Source organism: Streptomyces iranensis (genome assembly GCF_017874715.1).
GTDB lineage: Bacteria > Actinomycetota > Actinomycetes > Streptomycetales > Streptomycetaceae > Streptomyces > Streptomyces iranensis.
Genome location: NZ_JAGGLR010000022.1, coordinates 1 through 21,594, shown reverse-complemented (window position 1 = coordinate 21,594; position 21,594 = coordinate 1). Strand labels below are relative to the sequence as shown.

The following is a 21,594-nucleotide window of genomic DNA, read 5'->3' as shown; positions in this document are numbered from 1 at the left end:
AAGAGAGCCCGTGCCGAATAGGAGACCATCGCATGTCTGCCGCCGAGAGCACCGATGAGAGCATTCCGCGCCTGCCCTTCGACCAAGCCGGTCTGATGGAGTTGCCGCCCCGGTTCGCCGAGCTGCGGGAGAACGATCCCATCGTCAAGGTCCTGACCCCTGTCGGCGATCCGGCGTGGCTGGTCACCCGGCATGAGGATGTGAAGAAGCTCATCTCCGACGCGCGTTTGGGCCGCTCGCATTTCGATCCACCGAACGCACCGCGCTACAGCGCGGCGGTCATTCTCGGCGGCCCGCGGGGCGAGTTCGAAACCGAGGTCGTCGACCACACCAAGGCACGGCAGGTGCTGATTCCGTCGTTCAGTGCCCAGCGGATGCGTTCCCTGCGGCCGCGGATCCAGCGGACGGTGGACGAGCTGCTGAGCCGATTCCAGGAGCTTCCGCAGCCGGCCGACTTCCACCAGGAGATCGCGAAGCGACTTCCGGTGTTTGTCATCAGCGAACTGCTGGGCATCCCCTTCGCCGACCGTGAGCAGCTCGGTACCTGGTCGCAAGGCACCTTCCACACCAGCGACCAGCAGCTCGCCGTCACGGCCATGCTGGAAATGCGTGAGTACATCGCGAAGTTCATCGAGCTCAAACGCGCCGAACCGGCCGACGACGTCATCACCGACCTGGTCCTCAAGCAGCAGGAGACGGGATTCCCGCCGGACGACGCCATTCAGACGTACGTATCGACGCTGATCATCGCCGGTTTCGAGACCAGTGTGTCGTTCACCGACTACGGCACCCTGCTGTTCCTGCGGAATCCGGAGCAGCGGGCGCTGCTGGAGGCGGATCCCGGCCTGGCCCCCCGTGCCGTGGAAGAGATCCTGCGGTTCGCACCGGCCTCGGATGCCTGCATCACCAGGTACGCGCGGACGGATTTCGAGTACAAGGGGACGCGGATCTCCGAAGGGGATCTGATCGCGCTGAGCCCGCAGACGGCCAACCGTGACCCCCGCGTCTTCCGGGAGCCGGAGCGCTTCGACATCACGCGGAGCGAGAACCCGCATATGACGCTCGCCTACGGCCTGCACTACTGCATTGGCGCCCCGCTGGTCCGCGTCATGCTGGACGTGCTGTACCAGACGCTGTTCGCCCGCCTTCCCGGGCTGCGACTCGCGGTGCCGATCGACGAACTGGCGTCCAGGAACAATGTGCTGACAGGAGGGCTCACCTCGCTGCCCGTGGCCTGGTGACCGACGCACGAGGAGCCTGAACAGGCGCCCCGGCGAGAGCCCGTCCGCGGGCGCGCCCGGGGCGCCTTCTTCATGCCGACAGGTCGCCAGGCCGCCTGCCGCCCACGCCCAGTGCGTACGGCGGCCGCCCGAGTACGTACGGCGTGCGTACGGCGTACGGCGTGCGTACGGCCCATACAGCGCGTACGGCGCCGCGGGAGCGTTCGATCCCTGATCATCCGCGCATCCACGGGCATACCTGGCCGGTGGCAGGACAGTGCCACTCGGATCTTGAGACGGCGCCGAGGCCGCGCGGGACGGCAGAATGATGTCGGGGCTGCGTTAACGGGGAGGTTGCTGCGATGTGCAGTGCCAGTAATGAAGTCTCACCAGAGATGAAGGCGGCCCTTTTCCGCCACAGCCAGGGACCAGTGGCTGTCGGGCGGACCTTACGGAAGTTCGCCGGCGCGGCTTTCGGCATCATGTCGGCCATGCCGCCGTGCATCTGGCCGTCGGGGTCGGCGTCCGGGCATTCTCAGGCCTGAGCAGCGCCTTCAGCGCGACGTCCGCCGCGCGTCTCATCCTGCGTGTGCGCTCTCGCATCACTGCTGCGGCGCATCACTTCCTGCTGCGGTGCAGCACCTTTCATGGACCATTGAACATCTTCGTCACGGGGGCATCGGTGCCAAGTTTGGGTTCACTATGCGAAAAACCGGCCTTAGGGCTGCGTTTCCTTGATGCTGTCGACCGCAACTCCTTCCGGACCCGCACGGTGCTGGGTGTCTGGCTGTCCGATCCGGAGTCGGAGAGGAACATTCGGCTCCTGGACACCGGGCTGCGCGATCTGCTGGTCATGGTGGCGTCTGATCAGCCGTGGCTGACCAATCCGGCCGCCGCCGAGCACCGGATCCGCATCCTGGCGCGCAGCGGGGCGGCGGGACTTGCGATCATGCGCACCACTCCGCAGGACGTGCCCGAGACCGTACTGGTGAATGCCAGGAAACACGGTGTGCCACTGCTCGTCGGCAGCGAGGAGCTGTGCGGATCGGAGGTGGCGCAGGTCGTCAGCCGTGAGCGACTGCGGGAGTACGAGGACCGCGCTCAGCAGCTGGAGGAGATGCTGGACCAGATACGGCGGCCGGGGAGGCGGGGGCACCACAGACTGCAGACCCTGCTCGACCGGCTGGCCAAGGCGGTGGAGGGGTCGGTGCGCCTGGTCGACCCGCACAAGGCCGTACTGACGTCCGAATTGAGCGCGGGGGGCCCGCTGGTGGAACCGCCGGCCGCCATGGTGGCACGCATCGTGGGCGGGGAAGTGGGAGCCGCGTCCATCAACCATGGCAAGCACAGCGTGCGGCTCTACTCGATCGGCTATCACCCACCCCATATGGTTCTCATCGTGGTGCGCGACCAGGACTTCAACGAGTCCACCGAGAAGATCATCGCGCGCTCCACCGTGCTGCTGAGCCTGCTGATACGCGCGGAGGAGATGGACAGCGACCAGTACCGGCTGCAGCAGACCATGAGCTCGATGCGGGCCGCGGTGCTCCATCTGGCGCTGAACGGTCTCACCCAACTCGCCCAGGAGATCGGTCAGTCCCTGTACCCCGGGCTGTTCTCCGCCGATCAGGTCAGGGTGCACCTCATCACCTGTGGTGAGTGGGAGCTGAACGCCACGACCTCCAAGCTGGAGAACGCACTGCGGCAGCAGGCTCTGGTCGTCCGTTCGCCGTTCCGTTCCGATCAGCTCTTCGTCGTCACACCCGAGTGGCCGCCCTCCTCCTCGCCCTCGCCCTCGCCCTCGCCCTCGCCCTCGCCCTCGCCCTCGCCCTCGCCCGGTGAGGATCGCGGGACGAGTGTCGTCCAGCGGCTGCACGACCTGGTGGCCGACGTTCCGGGGCTCCGGATGGGCGCCAGCCACCCCAAGCCGCTGGCGAACCTCGAGGAGGCACACCAAGAGGCGCATCGGGCCCTCGCCATGGCGGGGAACAGTCAGGAGAAGCTGGTGACGGCGGCCCGGCAGGAACCCGGCCTGTCCTTCTTCCTCGACCCGGGCGCCGGCCAGGCGTGGGCAGAGGCTTTCCTCCGCCCGCTCGACGCCCTCGCCCCGACCGTACGGGAGAGCATTCTGCGAACGATCGATCTGTCGCTGCGGTTCTCCCGTCTCGATGTGGCGAAGGCCACCGGCTCTCATCGCAACACGGTGGCAGCGCGCATCGCGAAAGTCAGTGAGCTCCTCGCCCTGGATCTCACCTGCCTGCCCGACCGGGCCGTGCTCAGCCTCGCGCTGGAGCTCCGGGCCTTGCCTCCCCATGGGCCCCATACGGCCCGTACAGCCCATACGACCCGCACAGCCCATACGGCTCATACGGCCAACACCGTGTCCGGTGAGCGAAGCCTCGGCGATCTGCTGGCGGACGATGGCGCCCAGGAATGGGCCCGGATCTACCTCGGACGTCTCGACGCGGATCGCAGAGAGCTACGGCGGACGCTGGCGGCGTGGGTGGCCTGCGGCGGCAACGTGGAACAGACCGCGCAGAAGGTCGGCGTCCATCTGAAGACGGTCCGCAACCATCTCCGCGCGGCCGAGAGCCTGCTCAACTGCCGCCTCCTGGGAACCCCCGGACACACGCATGACCTGGTGCTGGCCATGCATGCGCTGGAGGTCGCCCAGGTCCTGCCCGACCACCTGGTGCGGTCCCCCTCTCGTCGGCTGCGCGCGGCGTGACCCGCGTCTTCACTCCCGTACTCGGCGTGTTCCCTGTGCTCCTCATGCTTCCCGTGCTCCGACATCGCGAGCGACGACGGTGCCGATCTCGTTCGCCGCCGCGGTGTCGAGCATCTCCGAGTGGGTGCAGTCGATGTCGACGATCCTGATGTCCCCTTCCACATACGGTCGCCAATCCAGGGGGTCGCCCGTCCTCGCGTCGCTCTCCGGTATCGCCGCCCGTACGAGGATGATGTCGCCTTTGAGGACGGGAGGAGTGTGGCGCGCCATCATGTCGAGATTCGTCTGGTAGGCCCGGTAGATGCCGTCCACGTGCTCTTCGCTGACCTCGGTCTCGAGAAGAGGTGGCCGCCACAGTTCGTCGTCCGCCGCCGGGTCGTACTGGTTCCGGGCGACCCTCAGCAGATCCTCGACCACTTCCCTGCGGGACGGGCACCAGAGCGGTTCGGTGCTCTGCCGCTCGACGGGATACGCATCCAGGAGGAACAGCCGATCGACCCGTTCCCCCATGGCCTCGATGCGTGCGGCCATGGCGTGCGCCACCAGTCCGCCAAAGGACCAGCCCAGGAGCTTGTACGGGCCCGAGGGCTGGATCGACCTCATCGTGGCCACGTAGTCGTCCGCCATCTCGTCGATGTTCGCCGCCGCCTCCCGCGACACATCGAGACCACGGGCCTGAAGGGCGTAGAGGGAGAAGCTGCCGACCGCGTGTCCGGCCAGCGCCTGGTAGGCCCAGCCGATGCCACTCGCCGGATGCACACAGAACAGCTTGGGTGTGTCCGGCTCGGACCTGATGGCCAGGACGGCGTCGAAGTCGTGTGAGCTTTCCCCGTCGTCCAGGAGGCGAGCGAGCCGAGCCGGGGACGGGGCCTGGAACAGGGCCTGCATGCCCAGGCGGGCGCCGGTATCCGCGCGCAACCGGCCCATCAAACGCATGGCGAGGAGGGAATGGCCCCCCAGAGCGAAGAAGTCGGCGTCGGCGGGGACGTGGGGCAGGTCCAGCACCTGGGCGAACAACCCGCACAACAGCTCTTCCGTGGGGGTGGCGGGTGCGCGGCCAGGGGTCGGGGTGTAGTCGGGGGCGGGGAGCGCCTTGCGGTCCAGCTTCCCGTTCGCCGTCAGCGGCAACCGCTCCAGTACGACAACGGCCGAGGGCACCATGTGCTCCGGCAGCACACCGGCCAGGAACTCCCGCAGCTCCGTAGCCACCGGACGAGACCCGGCCGTCGGTACGACATAGCCGATCAGTCCCCGGTCTCCGGGACGATCCTCACGCACCACGACCGCCGCCCGCGCCACCTGCGGATGCGAGACCAGCGCCGACTCCACCTCACCCAACTCGATCCGGAAGCCCCGTACCTTGACCTGATCATCCACCCGGCCGACGAACTCCAGCCGCCCGTCCGCCCGCCACCGCACCAGGTCCCCGGTCCGGTACATCCGCCCACCGGACCCGGCGAACGGACACGCCACAAACCGTCCCGCCGTCAGCCCCGCACGCCCCGCATACCCCCGCGCCAACCCCGAACCAGATACGTACAACTCACCCACCACACCCGGCGGCACCAACCCCAACCCACCATCCAGCACATACACCGAGGTGTTGGACAACGGACGACCCAGCGGCGGTGCACCCTCATCGGCCAGGTCGAGAATGGCGGCGGTGGACCAAATGGTGCACTCGGTCGGACCGTACAGATTGACCACCTGCGAACCCAGTTCGCCCAACCGCCGAGCCAGTTGCCCCGGCAACGCCTCCCCACCAGCCAGCACCCGCAACCCCTCCACCATGCCGGGAGCCTGGGAAACGATGGCCTGCCACAGCGTCGGCGTGGCCTGCATCACCGACACCTGCCACCGCTTGACCAACCCCGCCAACGCCACCGGATCACCCACCTCGGCATCCGAAGCCACCACCACCCCCGCCCCACACACCAACGGCAAAAACACCTCCAACGCCGCAATATCAAACGAGACCGTCGTCACCGCCAACAACCGATCCCCAACCCCCAACTCCACCCGCTGACCCACCGCACCCAAGAACCCCTCAACAGCCCCCCGGGACACCACCACACCCTTCGGAATACCCGTCGACCCCGAGGTATAGATGACATACGCCGGATGCCGAGGATCAAGCGGACTGATGCGATCGCGATCGGTCAGATCGGTGACCGAAGCCTGAGCCAGGAGCTGCTGGGTGTGCTCATCGTCCAACACCAGCAACCGCAGACCGTCCCCTGCCGGTACCCGCTCGGCCGTCTTGCTGGTGGCTAGCACAACCTCCGGCCGAGCATCGTCGAGCATGAAGGCGATCCGGTTCGCGGGATAACGCGGATCGATCGGCACGTACGCCCCACCGGCCTTCACCACCGCCAGCAACGCCACCACCATCTCCACCGACCGCGACACCACCAACCCCACCCGAGATTCCGGCCCCACCCCCAGCCCCACCAACACCCGAGCCAGACGATTCGCGCGCTCATTCACCTCCCCATACGACACCTCACACCCCTCACACACCACCGCCACCGCACCCCGATCCCGCCGTACCCACCCCTCAAACAACCCCGGCAGCACATCAACACCCGCATCAGCCACACCAGGCGCACCCCCACCCCACGCCTCCAGCCGCCCCCGCTCCTCTCCGCTGAGCACATCGATCCGCCCCACCAAACGCCCCGGATCAGCAGCAATCGCCTCCAGCACCCGCACAAAACGAGCCGCGATCACCTCCACCGACTCCCGGTCAAACACATCAGGCCGATATCCCCACCGCACCTGAAGCCGCTCACCAGGAATCACCGTCAACGCCAACGTGTAATGCGTCGCATCCCGGCCCCCGCTGGCCCGCATGGTCACGCCACTGTCTCCCAGAGCCCCCGAAGCCGCGTCGGGCGCCACCGGATAGTTCTCAAAGATCACCACTGTGTCGAACCGCGCGCCCGCACCCACCGCAGCCTGAATCTCCGGCAACCCCGCGAACTGATACTCCGACAACCGCGCCTGCGTCTCCTGCAACCCCGACAACAACCCCGACACCGGCACCCCAGCCCCCGCCCTGACCCGCACCGGCACCGTATTGATACACAACCCCACCAACGACTCCGAACCCGCCAACTCCACCGGCCGCACCGCCACCGTCGCCCCGAACACCACATCCACACGCCCCAACAACCGACCCAACACCACACCCCACGCCCCCTGCACCAGCGTGTTCAGCGTCAGCCCCAACTCCCGACCACGCTCCACCAACCGCCCCGTCAAACCCTCCGCAACCTCACACCACACCTCACCCGGCACCACCACCCCACCACCACCAGAAGCCACCGGCCCCAACACCGACGCCTCCGCCACCCCCGCCAACACCCCACACCACGCCGCAACCCCCGCACCCCGATCCCGCGTCCCATACCACGCGAGGTAGTCGCGGTACGGCGTCGGCCTGGGCAGTGCGCTCTCCTCGCCCGGCCGCTCGTACAAGGCGAACAGATCCCGCACCACCAGCGGAGTGGACCAACCGTCCAGCAGAATGTGGTGGTTCGTCATCACCAGCCGGAAACGCTCCTCCCCCAGCCGGAACAACGCGAACCGCAGCAACGGCGGCCGCCCCAGATCGAAACGGTCGACCCGGTCCTGCGCCAGCCACCGCTCGAAGACATCCCGCGCCTCCGCCTCCCCCAGACCCCGACCCCGCAGATCCTCCTCACGCCACGGCACCCGCACCCCACCAGGCACCACCTGAACCGGCACCGACACACCCTCATGCACAAACCCCGCACCCACATGCGGATACCGCCGCAACACCCCCTCCGCGGCCCCCCGCAACCGCACCACATCCACCGGACCATCGAGGTCGAAGACCAACTGCACCATGTACACATCCGGCGCACCATCGTCATAGACCGCGTGGAACAGCAACCCCTCCTGCAACGGGGTCAGCGGAAGGATGTCGTCGGCCTTCGGGACCAGTGTCTCGACGTGTTCGATCTCGGCTTGATCGAGCGGGATCAGCGGCAGGTCGGAGGGTGTGCGGCCACCGGACGTGGGATGCCTGAGATGGGCGATCAGTCCGTCCACGGCCGTGCGCCATGCCTCGGCGAACCGGCTGACCTCCGCTTCCGTCATCAGGTGACCGGCCCAGGCCCAGGTCGCCGTGAGGCGCGGGCCGTCGGGGGTGTCCTCGGTGAGTGCGTTGATGTCGAGGCAGTGGGTGAGGGCCAGATCGGGGTCGGAGCCGCCACCGAGGGCCGTACTCTCCTTGGCGTAGGGCCAGTTGGCGGATCCGCTGCCGGTGTAACGGCCGAGGTAGTTGAAGCCGATGCGCGGTGTGTTCAGCGCCGCGAGCTGGGGCCCGGTGCGGGGATTGAGGTAGCGCAGCAGACCGTAGCCGATGCCGTGGTCCGGGACGCGGAGCTGTTCCTTCACGCGTTTGAGTGCACCGCTCAGGCCGGCGGCGCCGGTTGCCACGTCGGTCCAGTCGACGGGGCCCGCGTCGAGGCGTACCGGATACATGCTGGTGAACCACCCGATGGTGCGGGTCAGATCCAGGGCCTCGGCGATGTCTTCGCGGCCGTGTCCCTCGACGTTGACCAGCAGGGCGGTGGCTTCGGCGGTGCCGTAGCAGTGGGCCGCGGCCAGGACCAGGGCCGTGAGGAGCACGTCATCGACCCCCGCGTGGTACGCGGCGGGTACGGTCGTGAGGAGGGGTTCGGTGCGTGCCGGATCGAGGACGACGGTGAGCGAACGCAGGCTGCGCACGTCGTCACGGGCGGGGTCGAGCGCGTCGGTGGCCACGGCGAGCCCGGGGTCCCTGGTGATACGGGCCCACATGTCCAGCTCGTCTTCCCGGGCGGGGTCGACGGCCTGGTCGGCGAGCAGTCGCGCCCATCGGCGGAAGGAGGTGCCGACGGGCTGGAGTGCGGGGGGCCGGGCGGCCTCGATCGCCTCGTACGCGGCGATGAGGTCGGGCAGCAGCACCCGCCAGGACACTCCGTCCATCACCAGGTGGTGGGCCAGCAGGAGCAGCCGGCCGGGGTGTCGGTCCCCCGCGTCCAGCCAGACCACCTGCAGCACGGTTCCGGAGTGCGGGTCCAGTCGGGCCTGGCCCGCCGCACTCTCGGCCGCCACCGCCGCCCGCAGATCCTCGTCGCCACCTCCGATCACCGCGGTCCGGCGTACCAGATCGGCTGCCGCGATGGAGCGGGGCGGTGTGATCTCCAGCCGCCAGGCGTCGGCGCCACCGCCGCCGGGGCGACGGCCACCGTCCCTGTCGGCAATCCGCAGTCGCAGTCGCAGTGCGTCATGGTGGTCGATCACGGCCTGTATCGATGGGATCAGCCGGTCGAGTGTCAGCGTCGGTGGCACTTCCAGCAGCACCGACTGGTGATATCCGGTGGTCGCCCCTTCGCGCTCGCGCAGCCAGTGCATGATCGGGGTCATGGGCAGTGTGCCCACCCCGTTGTCCTCCACGACCGGGGCCTCGGCGGTCCGGGTGGCGGTGGCGGCGAGAGCGGCGGGTGTCTTGTGCTGGAACACCTCACGCGGTGTGAACACCAGCCCCGCACGACGAGCCCGGCCCACCAACTGGATGGACATGATGCTGTCCCCGCCCAACGCGAAGAAGTCGGCATCCGCAGGGACGTCGGCCAGGCCCAGCACCTGGCCGAACAACCCGCACAGCAGCTCTTCCGACGCGGTGGCCGGTGTACGACCGGGAGCGGGGGTGTAGTCGGGAGCGGGCAGCGCCTTGCGATCCAGCTTCCCGTTCGCCGTCAGCGGCAACCACTCCAGTACGGCAACGGCCGAGGGCACCATGTGCTCCGGCAGCACACCCGTCAGGAACTCCCGCAGCTCCGTAGCCACCGGACGGGACCCGGCCGTCGGTACGGCGTAGCCGATCAGCCGCCGGTCACCCGGCCGGTCCTCGCGGACCGTCACGGCCGCCCGCGCCACGTACGGATGCGACGCCAGCGCCGCCTCCACCTCACCCAACTCGATACGGAAACCGCGCACCTTGACCTGGTCGTCCACCCGGCCGACGAACTCCAGCCGCCCGTCCGCCCGCCACCGCACCAGATCCCCGGTCCGGTACATCCGCCCACCGGACCCGGCGAAGGGGCATGCCACAAACCGTTCCGCCGTCAGCCCCGCACGCCCCGCATACCCCCGCGCCAACCCCGCACCCGCCACATACAACTCACCCACCACACCCGGCGGCACGAGCTCCAGCCCCTCATCGAGCACATGGGTGTGCAGATGCGGGAGGGGTCGGCCGATCAGGCTCCTGGCGCCGGGCCCGGTGAGCTCGCGGTCGATCGGCTGGTGGGTGACGTGCACGGTGGTCTCGGTGATGCCGTACATGTTCACCACGACAGGGACGTCCTCGTGGTGGCGGGCGTACCAGTCGGCAAGGCGCGTGGGGTCGAGGGCCTCGCCGCCGAGCACTACATAGCGAAGTGCCGTACCCACACGTGGCCCGCCGCATTCCACACGTGGCCCGCCGCGTTCCGCATGTGACCCGCCGCGTTCTGCTTCGGCCGCGATCAGTTGGTACAGCGCCGAGGGCGTCTGGCTCAGGACCGAGACCTTCTCCCGTACCAGCAACTCCAGGAAGTCCGAAGGGGAGCGGGTCACCTCCCTGTCGACCACGACGAGGCGGCCACCGCTCAGCAGGGCTCCCCAGATCTCCCACACCGAGAAGTCGAACGCATACGAGTGGAACATGGTCCACACGTCGTCCGGGCCGTAGTCGTAGCTCTGCGCGATCGCTTCGAGCAGCCTCACCACGTTGGTGTGCGTCACCAGGACACCCTTGGGCGCGCCGGTGGACCCTGAGGTGTAGATGGCGTAGGCCGGGTGCCGGGGATCGAGCGGGCTGGTGCGATCGCGGTCGGTGAGGTCGGCGGCGGACGCCTGGACCAGGAGCTGCTGGGTGTGGTCGTCGTCCAACACGAGCACCCGGGCGGTCTCACGCTCGGGTATCCGGTCGGCCGTGTCCCTGGTGGCGAGCACCACCTCCGGGGCGGCGTCATCGAGCATGAACCCGATTCGGGACGTGGGATAGCGGGGATCGATCGGTACGTACGCCCCGCCGGCCTTCACCACCGCCAGCAACGCCACCACCATCTCCACCGACCGCGACACCACCAACCCGACCCGGGCCTCCGGCCCCACCCCCAGCCTCACCAACACCCGAGCCAGACGATTCGCCCGCTCATTCACCTCCCCGTACGACACCTCACGCCCGTCACACGCGACCGCCACCGCATCCCGATCCCGCCGTACCCACTCCTCGAACAGCCCCGGCAGCACATCAACGCCCGCTTCCGCCGCACCAGGCACATTTCCACCCCAGCGCGTCAGCTGATCCCGTTCCTCGCCTGTGAGCACATCGATCTGCCCCACCAAACGCCCCGGATCGGCGGCGATCGTCTCCAACACCCGCGCGAAACGAGCCGCCAGCAACTCCACCGAATGCCGGTCGAACAGGTCGGTCGCGTACTCAAGCGTTCCGTGGATACCCGCCGGCCCGCCGCCATCGGCATGTGTCTCGGCGAGCATGAAGGACAGGTCGAACTTGGCCGTGTCCATCTCGACCCAGAGCGGTTCGATGGTCAGCCCCGGCAGTGCGGGGCCGGAGTGGTGGGTGTTCTGGAATCCGAGCATCACCTGGAACAGGGGGTGCCGGGCCAGGGAGCGGTCCGGATTGAGCAGGTCGACCAGCCGCTCGAACGGCACGTCCTGGTGGTCGTAGGCGGCCAGGTCCGCGTCACGGACACGGCGCAGGAGGGTGGTGATGTCGGGGTTGCCGGAGGTGTCGACGCGCAGCACCAAGGTGTTGACGAAGAAACCCACCAGGTCGTTGACGGCTTCCTCGCCCCGCCCCGCGTACGGGGTGCCGATGGGGATGTCGTGTCCCGCGCCGAGCCGGGTCAGCAGCACGGCCAGTCCGGCTTGGACGACCATGAAGACGCTGACGTCGTGGGCGTGTGCCACATCGGCCAGCCGCTGGTGAAGCGCGGCCGGGATGTCCAGGTCCACTGTGCCGCCGCGATGGCTCGCCATCGCCGGGCGCGAACGGTCGGTAGGCAGGTCGAGCTCTGCGGGCAGGTCCGCCAAGGCCTGTTTCCAGTACGCGAGTTGCCGTGACATCAGGCTGTCGGGCGTGTCCTCCTCACCGAGGACACGCCGCTGCCAGATGGCGTAGTCGGCGTACCGCACCGGGAGCGGCTCCCACTGTGGTGCGCGCCCTTGGGCGCGGTCCGTGTAGGCGCGGGCGAGGTCGTTGAAGAGGGGGCCCATGGACCAGCCGTCGGCGGCGATGTGGTGCAGCACCAGCAGCAGTACGTGCTCGTGGTCCGCCGTTGTGTAGATGCCCGCGCGCAGTGGCAGTTCCGTGGCCAGATCCTCGAATCCCCGTCCTGCCTCGGCCGCGAGCATCGCGTCCAGGCCCTTGGGGTCGGCGTCGGACACACTGATCGGCAGCCGGGTGCGCGCGGTGTCGGCGTCGAGCACATGCTGCCAGGGCTGCCCCTGGTCGTCCTTCGGGTAGAGGGTCCGCAGGGCCTCGTGCCGGACCACGACATCACGGAGTGCGTCGGCCAGCGCCTCGCGGTCCATGGTGCCGGTCATCCGTTGCGCGGACACGATGGTGTACGTGGCGGACCGGGGGCCCTGGAGCTCCTGCATGAACCACAGGCGCCATTGCGCGTACGACAGCGGGATCCGTTCCGGTCGTGGCATCGGGCCCAGGGTCAGCCGCCGGGTCGCCTCGGCGCTCGTCCCGTCGCCGAGCCGTGGGATCAGCTCGGCGACCGTGGGCGCCTGGAACAGTGTGCGGACGCTCAGCTCGGTGCCGGTCTCGGCGCGGATGCGGCCGATGAGCCGCATCGCGAGGAGGGAGTGGCCGCCGAGTGCGAAGAAGTCGTCGTCCACACCGACCTCGGCAAGCCCCAGTACCTCGGCGAAGAGACCGCACAGGTCCCGCTCCCGCGGGGTTCGCGGAGCCCTGCCGGTCCCTGTGGTGAACTCCGGGGCGGGCAGCGCCTTGCGGTCCAGCTTTCCGTTCGGGGTCAGTGGCAACTCGTCGATCGCGATCACGATCGACGGCACCATGTGCTCCGGCAGGGTGCTCCGCAGATGGGCCTGGAGTGCGGGGATCAGCGAGTCGGCTTCCAGGCCGGCGCCCGGCTCGTTGGCGTAGTCGGTGAGCGGTCGTTGCGCGTTCGGCCGGGCAGCGGCGACGGACAGGTCGACGACCGTCTGGTCCGGACCCTCGACACCGAGCAGGAAGAGGGCGTCGAGCCGCTCGGGCTCTTCGGACCAGGTCAGATGGGCGCGGTAACCGTGGCGGGCGGCCAGCTCATGCAGGGTTTCCACGTCGGGTGTACCCGACGTGGCGTCGGGTGTCTGCGTGGCGTCGGGTGTGACCGTGGTCTCGGGCTTTCCCGTGTCCGCGCCTGCGGAGGTCTCGGTGTCGATGGTCTGCCGGATGGCTTCCGGGGCGGTGCCGTCCTGGAACTGCCGTACCGCTGCCAGGTCGTCCATCAGGCGGGCGTTCGGGAGGTCCCTCACCCACAGCCTGTCGTGGCGCCGGGAGAGCAGTGCCGCCAGTTCCTCGGCCCGGTGCACATCGGTTCCCCAGGTCGCCGTCGGCGCCGACTCGTCCGCGCGTACGGCGGTAGTCGGCGCCTTGTGGAGCACCACGTCATAGCGGTACCGCGTCAGCTCGTTGCGGCTCTTCCCACGCTTGATCCGGACGTCGACCGCCGCGATGTCCGAAACGGTGGCCTGGAGGTCCGAGAAGAACGCCGGGTCGATCAGCAGTTCCCTCTCCAGGGAGATGGTCTGCTCGATCGCCTTGCGGAGATCCGCGCCCGAGAGTTCACCGCCGAACCTGCCGAGACCGGCCGCAGTGGCGAAGCAGCGGAGCAGACGGAGGTTGCGAACATCGCCGAGGAATAGCGAGCCACCCGGTGTGAGCAGCCGCATCGCTCCGGAGATGACGGAGACGAGATAGTCGATGCCGGGGAAGTACTGGATCACCGAATTGATGATCACGGTGTCGAAGTGGCCGGTCGGAAGTCCGGTGAAGGCGTCAGCGGGCTGGGAGGACAGCTCCACGCGGGCAGCCAGGTCCGGATCTCGATCGATCTGCTCCCGCAGCATGTCGATCACCGCGGAGGAGAAGTCCGTGGCCCAATACGAGTCGCATCGGGGCGCCAAACGCCGCAGCAGCAGACCGGTGCCCACACCGATTTCGAGCACGCGTCGAGGAGCCAGTGCGGAGATCCGGTCCACGGTGGCCGTCAGCCATTCCCGCATCTCGTCGAGGGGGATGGGGCGACCGTCGTAGCTACTGTCCCAGCCGATGAAGTCCTCGGCAGCGTCCACCATGAAGTCCCCGGTGGAGTCCTCACGGCGAGTGGTGGCGGTGCGAGTGGTGGCGGTGCGAGTGGTGGCGGTGGCGGTGGCGGTGGGGCGGTCTCCGTACAGCGACTCGTAGAAACTCTTCCAGTGGGCGATGTGTTCGTCCGCGTGGCGCTCCGCCGACTCTTCGTCCCGTGAGGTGTCGCCCCGTGACGTGGCGTCTCGTGACGTGTCGTCTCGTGACGTGGCGTCTCGTGACGTGTCGTCTCGTGACGTGGCGTCTCGTGACGCGACGTCTGGTGACGTGCTCTGCCGCGCGGGTACGGCGTAGCCGATCAGCCGCCGGTCACCCGGCCGGTCCTCGCGGACCGTCACGGCCGCCCGCGCCACCTGCGGATGCGACGCCAGCGCGGCCTCCACCTCACCCAGCTCGATGCGGAAACCGCGCACCTTGACCTGGTCATCCACCCGGCCTACGAACTCCAGCCGCCCGTCCGCCCGCCACCGCACCAGGTCCCCGGTCCGGTACATGCGCGCCCCCGGTTCGGCGAACGGACACGCCACGAACCGTTCCGCCGTCAGCCCCGCACGCCCCGCATACCCCCGCGCCAACCCCGCACCCGTCACGTACAACTCACCCACCACACCCGGCGGCACCCACCCCAGCCCACCGTCCAGGACGTACAACCGTGTGTCCTGGATCGGCGTCCCGATGGGCGGTGGCCCTTCCTCTCCCGGCTCGCATGGATGGCCGGAGATGTCGATGGTGGTTTCGCTCGGCCCGTACGAGTTGTAGAGCCGCACCCAGGGAAGCGTGGCGTGGAAGGTGTCGCGGACAGCCGCCGACATGGCTTCCCCGCCACAGACGACGTCACGCAGCGAACGGCAATCGTCCGCCACCGCATGCCACTCCAGAAGATGCTGAAGGAGGGAGGGGACGGTATGCACGACGGTCACCTCGTGGCGCCTTACGGCCGCGAGAAGGTACCCGGGATCCGCGTGCTTGTCCGGGTGGGCGAGCACGATGGCCCCGCCGGCCAGCAGCGGGCAGAACACTTCCCATACGGAGACGTCGAAGCTCAGGGGTGTCCGCATGAGGAAGCGGTCCTCGGCACTCCAGCCGAACGCCTTCACCCGCCACAGGAGGTTGTTCAGCAAGGACTGGTGCGTCACCACGACGCCCTTGGGGGTGCCCGTCGAGCCTGAGGTGTAGATGGCGTAGGCCGGGTGCCGGGGATCGAGCGGGCTCGTGCGGTCGTGGTCGGTGAGGTCGGTGGCAGGTGCCTGGGCCAGGAGCTGCCGGGTGTGGTCGTCGTCCAACACCAGCAGCCGGGTGGTCTCGCGCTGGGGTATCCGGTCGGCCGTGTCCCTGGTGGCGAGCACTACGTCCGGCTCGGCATCGTCGAGCATGAAGGCGATGCGATTCGCCGGATAGCGCGCATCGATGGGCACGTACGCCCCGCCTGCCTTGGCCACCGCCAGCAGCGCCACCACCATTTCCACCGACCGGGGCACGACCACCCCCACCCGGGACTCCGGGCCCACCCCGCACCCCGCCAGGATCCGCGCCAGACGATTCGCCTGCTCATTCACCTCGCCATACGAAACTTCACGCCCCTCACACACCACCGCCGCCGCATTCCGATCGCGCCGCACTCGCTCTTCGAACAGTCCCGGCAACAGCCCGTGGGTGGTGTCTTCCGCGGCGGGCGCACCTCCGCCCCAGCACGTCAGTTGCTCCCGTTCCACATCGGTCAGTACATCGATCCGCCCGACCAGACAGGCCGGATCGGCGACGATCGCCTCCAGTACCCGCACGAAGCGAGCCGCGATCGCCTCCACTGCCCGCTGGTCGAACACATCGGGCCGGTATCCCCATCGCACCTGAAGCCGCTCACCGGGGATCACCATCAACGCGAGGGGATAGTGCGTGGCGTCGTGGGCGGCGATGGCGGTGGTCTTGAGTGTGCTGTCGGTGCGGCAGAAAACGGCGTCGTCCACGGGGTAGTTCTCGAAAACCGTCGCGGTGTCGAAGAGCGGTCCCGTACCGGCATAGGCGCTCTGCTGGATGTCGGTCAGGCTCAGGAACTGGTGGTCGAGCAAACGCGATTGTTCGTCCTGCAGCCTGGTGAGCAGCGCCGCCAGACTCTCGCCCGCGAGTAGGCGAAGCCTCACCGGCACCGTGTTGACGAACAGCCCGACCATGGATTCGACGCCGGGAATCTCGGGCGGCCGGACGGCCACCGTCGTTCCGAAGACCACGTCATCGCGTCCGGTCATACGGGCCAGGAGGAGGCCCCAGGCACCCTGTATCACGGTGTTCAGGGTCAGACCGGCCTCACGCGCCCGCTCGGTCAGGGACGCGGTGAGGGATTGCGAGAGGAGCTGTGAGACGTCCTTGGGGGCCACGGCCTGGCGCCCAGGGTCCGCGGGTGTCAGCAGAGTGGGGTCTTCGACATCCGCCAATGCATCGCGCCATGCCTCCAGTGCCGCATCCCGATCCCGCGATCCGTACCACGCGAGGTAGTCGCGGTACGGCGTCGGCCTGGGCAGTGCGCTCTCCTCGCCCGGCCGCTCGTACAAGGCGAACAGATCCCGCACCACCAGCGGAGTGGACCAGCCGTCCAGCAGAATGTGGTGATTCGTCATCACGAGACGGAAGCGGTCCTCGCCGAGACGGAACAACGCGAACCGCAGCAACGGCGGCCGTGTCAGATCGAAACGATCGGCCCTGTCCTGCGCCAGCCACCGCTCGAAGACACCCTGCGCCTCCGCCTCCCCCAGACCCCGCAGATCCTCCTCACGCCACGGCACCCGCACCCCACCAGGCACCACCTGAACCGGCACCGACACACCCTCATGCACAAACCCCGCACCCACATGCGGATACCGCCGCAACACCCCCTCCGCAGCCCCCCGCAACCGCACCACATCCACCGGACCATCGAGGTCGAAGACCAACTGCACCATGTACACATCCGGCGCGCCATCGTCATAGACCGCGTGGAACAGCAACCCCTCCTGTCCAGCCGCCAAGGGCAAGACCTCACCGTGCTGAGGGATCTTCGCCTCGATGGTTTCCCGGTCGGATCGACTCAGCGAGATCAAGGGGCGAGGGGACGAGGTGGAGTCCGCGGTGTCCGCCGATCGCGTGCGAACGGCCGGGGCCTCGAGGACCCGGGCGGTGGCGGCGAGGGCGGCGGGTGTCTTGTGCTGGAACACCTCACGTGGGGTGAACACCAGCCCCGCACGACGAGCCCGGCCCACCAACTGGATGGACATGATGCTGTCCCCGCCCAACGCGAAGAAGTCCGCGTCGGCGGGGACGTGGGGCAGGCCCAGCACCTGGGCGAACAACCCGCACAGCGATTCTTCTGTCGGGGTGGCGGGCGCGCGGCCAAGGGTCGGGGTGTAGTCGGGGGCGGGCAGCGCCTTGCGGTCCAGCTTCCCGTTCGCCGTCAGCGGCAACCGCTCCAGTACGACAACGGCCGAGGGCACCATGTGCTCCGGCAGGGCGCCTGTCAGGAACGCGCGCAGCTGCGTCACCACCGGACGAGACCCGGCCATCGGTACGACATAGCCGATCAGCCGCCGGTCCCCGGGACGATCCTCACGCACCACGACCGCCGCCCGCGCCACCTGCGGATGCGAGGCCAACGCGGCCTCCACCTCACCCAACTCGATCCGGAAACCCCGCACCTTGACCTGATCATCCACCCGGCCGACAAACTCCAGCCGCCCGTCCACCCGCCACCGCACCAGATCCCCGGTCCGGTACATCCGCCCACCGGACCCGGCGAACGGACACGCCACAAACCGTCCCGCCGTCAGCCCCGCACGCCCCGCATACCCCCGCGCCAACCCCGAACCAGCTATGTACAACTCCCCCACCACACCCGGCGGCACCAACCCCAACCCACCATCCAGCACATACACCGAGGTGTTGGACAACGGACGACCCAGCGGCGGTGCACCCTCATCGGCCAGGTCGAGAATGGCGGCGGTGGACCAGATGGTGCACTCGGTCGGACCGTAGAGGTTGACCACCTGTGACCCCAACTCGCCCAACCGCCGAGCCAGCTGAGTAGGCAGTGCTTCACCACCGGCCAGGACCCGCAGCTCCTGCAGCATTTCCGGAGCTTGGGAAGCGATGGCCTGCCACAGCGTCGGCGTGGCCTGCATCACCGACACCTGCCACCGCTTGACCAACCCCGCCAACGCCACCGGATCACCCACCTCGGCATCCGTAGCCACCACCACCCCCGCCCCACACACCAACGGCAAAAACACCTCCAACGCCGCAATATCAAACGAGACCGTCGTCACCGCCAACAACCGATCCCCAACCCCCAACCCCACCCGCTGACCCACCGCACCCAAGAACCCCTCAACAGCCCCCCGGGACACCACCACACCCTTCGGAATACCCGTCGACCCCGAGGTATAGATGACATACGCCGGATGCCGAAGATCAAGCGGACTGACGCGATCGCGATCGGTCAGATCGGTAGCCGAAGCCTGAGCCAGGAGCTGCTGAGTGTGCTCATCGTCCAACACCAGCAACCGATCGTTCTCACGCTGGGGTACCCGCTCGGCCGTCTCCACCGTGGCCAGCACCACCTCCGGGGCGGCGTCCTCAAGCATGAAGGCAATCCGGCCCGCGGGATAACGGGGATCGATCGGTACGTACGCCCCACCGGCCTTCACCACCGCCAGCAACGCCACCACCATCTCCACCGACCGCGACACCACCACCCCCACCCGAGATTCCGGCCCCACCCCCAACCCCACCAACACCCGAGCCAGACGATTCGCCCGCTCATTCACCTCCCCATACGACACCTCACACCCCTCACACACCACCGCCACCGCACCCCGATCCCGCCGTACCCACCCCTCAAACAACCCCGGCAAAATCCCGTGACCAGCACCGTCGTCACCAGAGGCGTCCCCGCTCCACGTCTCCAGCAGCTCCCGTTCCCCGCCCGTGAGCACATCGATCCGCCCCACCAATCGCCCCGGATCAGCAGCAATCGCCTCCAGCACCCGCACAAAACGAGCCGCGATCACCTCCACCGACTCCCGGTCAAACACATCAGGCCGATATCCCCACCGCACCTGAAGCCGCTCACCAGGAATCACCGTCAACGCCAACGTGTAATGCGTCGCATCCCGGCCCTCACTGGCCCGGACCCGCACAGCGCCATCCCCGGTCGCCCCAGGCGCCACCGGATAGTTCTCGTAAATCACCACCGTGTCGAACCGGGCCCCCGCGCCCGCCGCAGCCTGAATCTCCGGCAGCCCCGCGAACTGATACTCCGACAACCGCGCCTGCGTCTCCTGCAACCCCGACAACAACCCCGACACCGGCACCCCAGCCCCCGCCCTGACCCGCACCGGCACCGTATTGATACACAACCCCACCAACGACTCCGAACCCGCCAACTCCACCGGCCGGACCGCCACCGTCGCCCCGAACACCACGTCTTCCCGACCAGTCAATCGGCCCAGAAGGATCCCCCAAGCCCCCTGCACCAGCGTGTTCAGCGTCAGCCCCAACTCCCGACCACGCTCCACCAACCGCCCCGTCAAACCCTCCGCAACCTCACACCACACCTCACCCGGCACCACCCCACCACCACCAGAAACCACCGGCCCCAACACCGACGCCTCCTCCACCCCCGCCAACACCCCACACCACGCCGCAACCCCCGCACCCCGATCCCGCGACCCATACCACGCGAGATACTCACGCCAGGGCGCAGCGGGGCCCAGCGTGGAGGTGGCGGAGGCCTCGGGCTCCTGGTGGTAGAGGGTGAACAACTCCCGCATCAGCAGTTGAGTGGACCAGCCGTCCAGCAGGATGTGGTGATTCGTCATCACCAACCGGAAGCGGTCCTCGCCGAAGCGGAACAACGCGAACCGCAGCAACGGCGGCCGCGCCAGATCGAAACGGTCGGCCCGGTCCTCCGTCAGCCACCGCTCGAAGACATCCCGCGCCTCCGCCTCCCCCAGACCCCGCAGATCCTCCTCACGCCACGGCACCCGCACACGCCGTGCGATGGCCTGTACGGGCCGGGGCACTCCGCGCGTCATGAATCCCGCGCGCAGACTCATATGGCGATCCACGATCGCCTGTGCCGCCGACCGCAGGCGCTGAGCGTCCACCGGACCGTCAAGATCGAAGATCAGCTGCACCATGTACACATCCGGCGCGCCATCGTCATAGACCGCGTGGAACAGCAACCCCTCCTGCAACGGGGTCAGCGGCAGAAGCTCTTCGATCCGGGATCGGACCATGGGAATCCCCCCTGTTCGGACCGCTCGCACTGATGCACTACGCGCAGATCGCACGGAGATGAATAAGGAGAAGAAGCAGCAACGAGGAGTGCGGTGGACACGCGGGCATTCACTCTGTCCGAATAATTCAACGTAACCGAGACGGGCGAGCCCGTCAACGATCTTGAACAGACGCCAGAACATTCCAATGGGCATTCTTCTCGGCGATTACCGACAATGCGGACAGGTGGCACCTAGGTGCCTTCGCTGGTTCTCGGCATACCTCGGCACAACGCTCCTGAACTGCGCGTTCTCCCTGTTGATGGCAGCGTGTCATACCGGGGTGGACCGGCGAAGACGGCGGGGGCATCACTGCACCAAGCTGCCATTCACTTGCTCATGAGATGCCGTCCGGCGACGCTGGTACAAGCGGGCAAGGACACTCAAAACCGGGCTGGATTCAAATAACCACTGATTCAGATACCACTGGATTCAGATAACTACCCTCACGCGTCTCTCTACGTGACGCGACTCCCCGATGAATTGGCTGGGTGGAATGGTGGAGAACACAGCGCTTGCGGCATGCACTGATCCGAACAGGGTGTCGTTGTCGGGGTTGTTCGAGGAGTGGGTGACACGCGCCCCGGACACAGTGGCCGTGGTGTGCGAAGACCAACGGTGGACATACCGCGAGGTCAACCAACGCGCCAACCAACTCGCCCGACTACTCCTGCAAACCGGCGCCGGACCCGAACACCGCATCGCCCTCGCCCTGCCCCGCTCCGCCCACACCATCACCGCAATCCTCGCCGTACTCAAAACCGGCGCCGCCTACGTACCACTGGACCCCGACTACCCCCAAGAACGCCTGACCCACCTCCTAACCGACAGCGACCCCACCGCCCTGATCACCACCACCGACATCGCCCCCACACTCCCCACACCGAGCAATACGCATGCCACACCACACATACTCCTCGACCACCCCCACACCACCAC

The 21,594-nt window shown here is 68.0% G+C and carries 4 protein-coding genes; 3 read left to right on the top strand and 1 reads right to left on the bottom strand.

Annotated features, from left to right (window positions below; all coding sequences use genetic code 11):
• Positions 1–32: 32 nt before the first annotated feature.
• The gene (locus tag J2Z30_RS34540) at positions 33–1,241 is read left to right on the top strand and encodes a cytochrome P450 (RefSeq protein WP_044568464.1); all 1,209 of its coding nucleotides are present in this window, start codon (positions 33–35) and stop codon (positions 1,239–1,241) included.
• A 751-nt stretch (positions 1,242–1,992) separates the two neighbouring features.
• Positions 1,993–3,948, top strand: a complete 1,956-nt coding sequence (locus J2Z30_RS34535; RefSeq protein ID WP_044568465.1) for a helix-turn-helix domain-containing protein — start codon at positions 1,993–1,995, stop codon at positions 3,946–3,948.
• Between the two features lie 42 nt (positions 3,949–3,990).
• Here J2Z30_RS34535 and J2Z30_RS34530 read toward each other — a convergent pair whose 3' ends face one another.
• A complete protein-coding gene (locus tag J2Z30_RS34530; RefSeq protein ID WP_209468952.1) occupies positions 3,991–20,616 on the bottom strand; it encodes a non-ribosomal peptide synthetase in 16,626 nt (5,541 codons plus the stop codon).
• 610 nt (positions 20,617–21,226) lie between these two features.
• On the opposite strand from J2Z30_RS34530, the gene J2Z30_RS34525 reads away from it, so the two are divergent.
• Positions 21,227–21,594, top strand: a 368-nt coding sequence (locus J2Z30_RS34525; RefSeq protein ID WP_308280197.1) for an AMP-binding protein, incomplete at its 3' end; no start/stop codon positions are given.

What these genes read in the sequence shown, in the direction of transcription:
- J2Z30_RS34530 (WP_209468952.1), bottom strand. Translation starts at nt 20,616, where the DNA reads ATGGTCCGATCCCGGATCGAAGAGCTTCTGCCGCTGACCCCGTTGCAG.
- J2Z30_RS34540 (WP_044568464.1), top strand. Translation starts at nt 33, where the DNA reads ATGTCTGCCGCCGAGAGCACCGATGAGAGCATTCCGCGCCTGCCCTTC.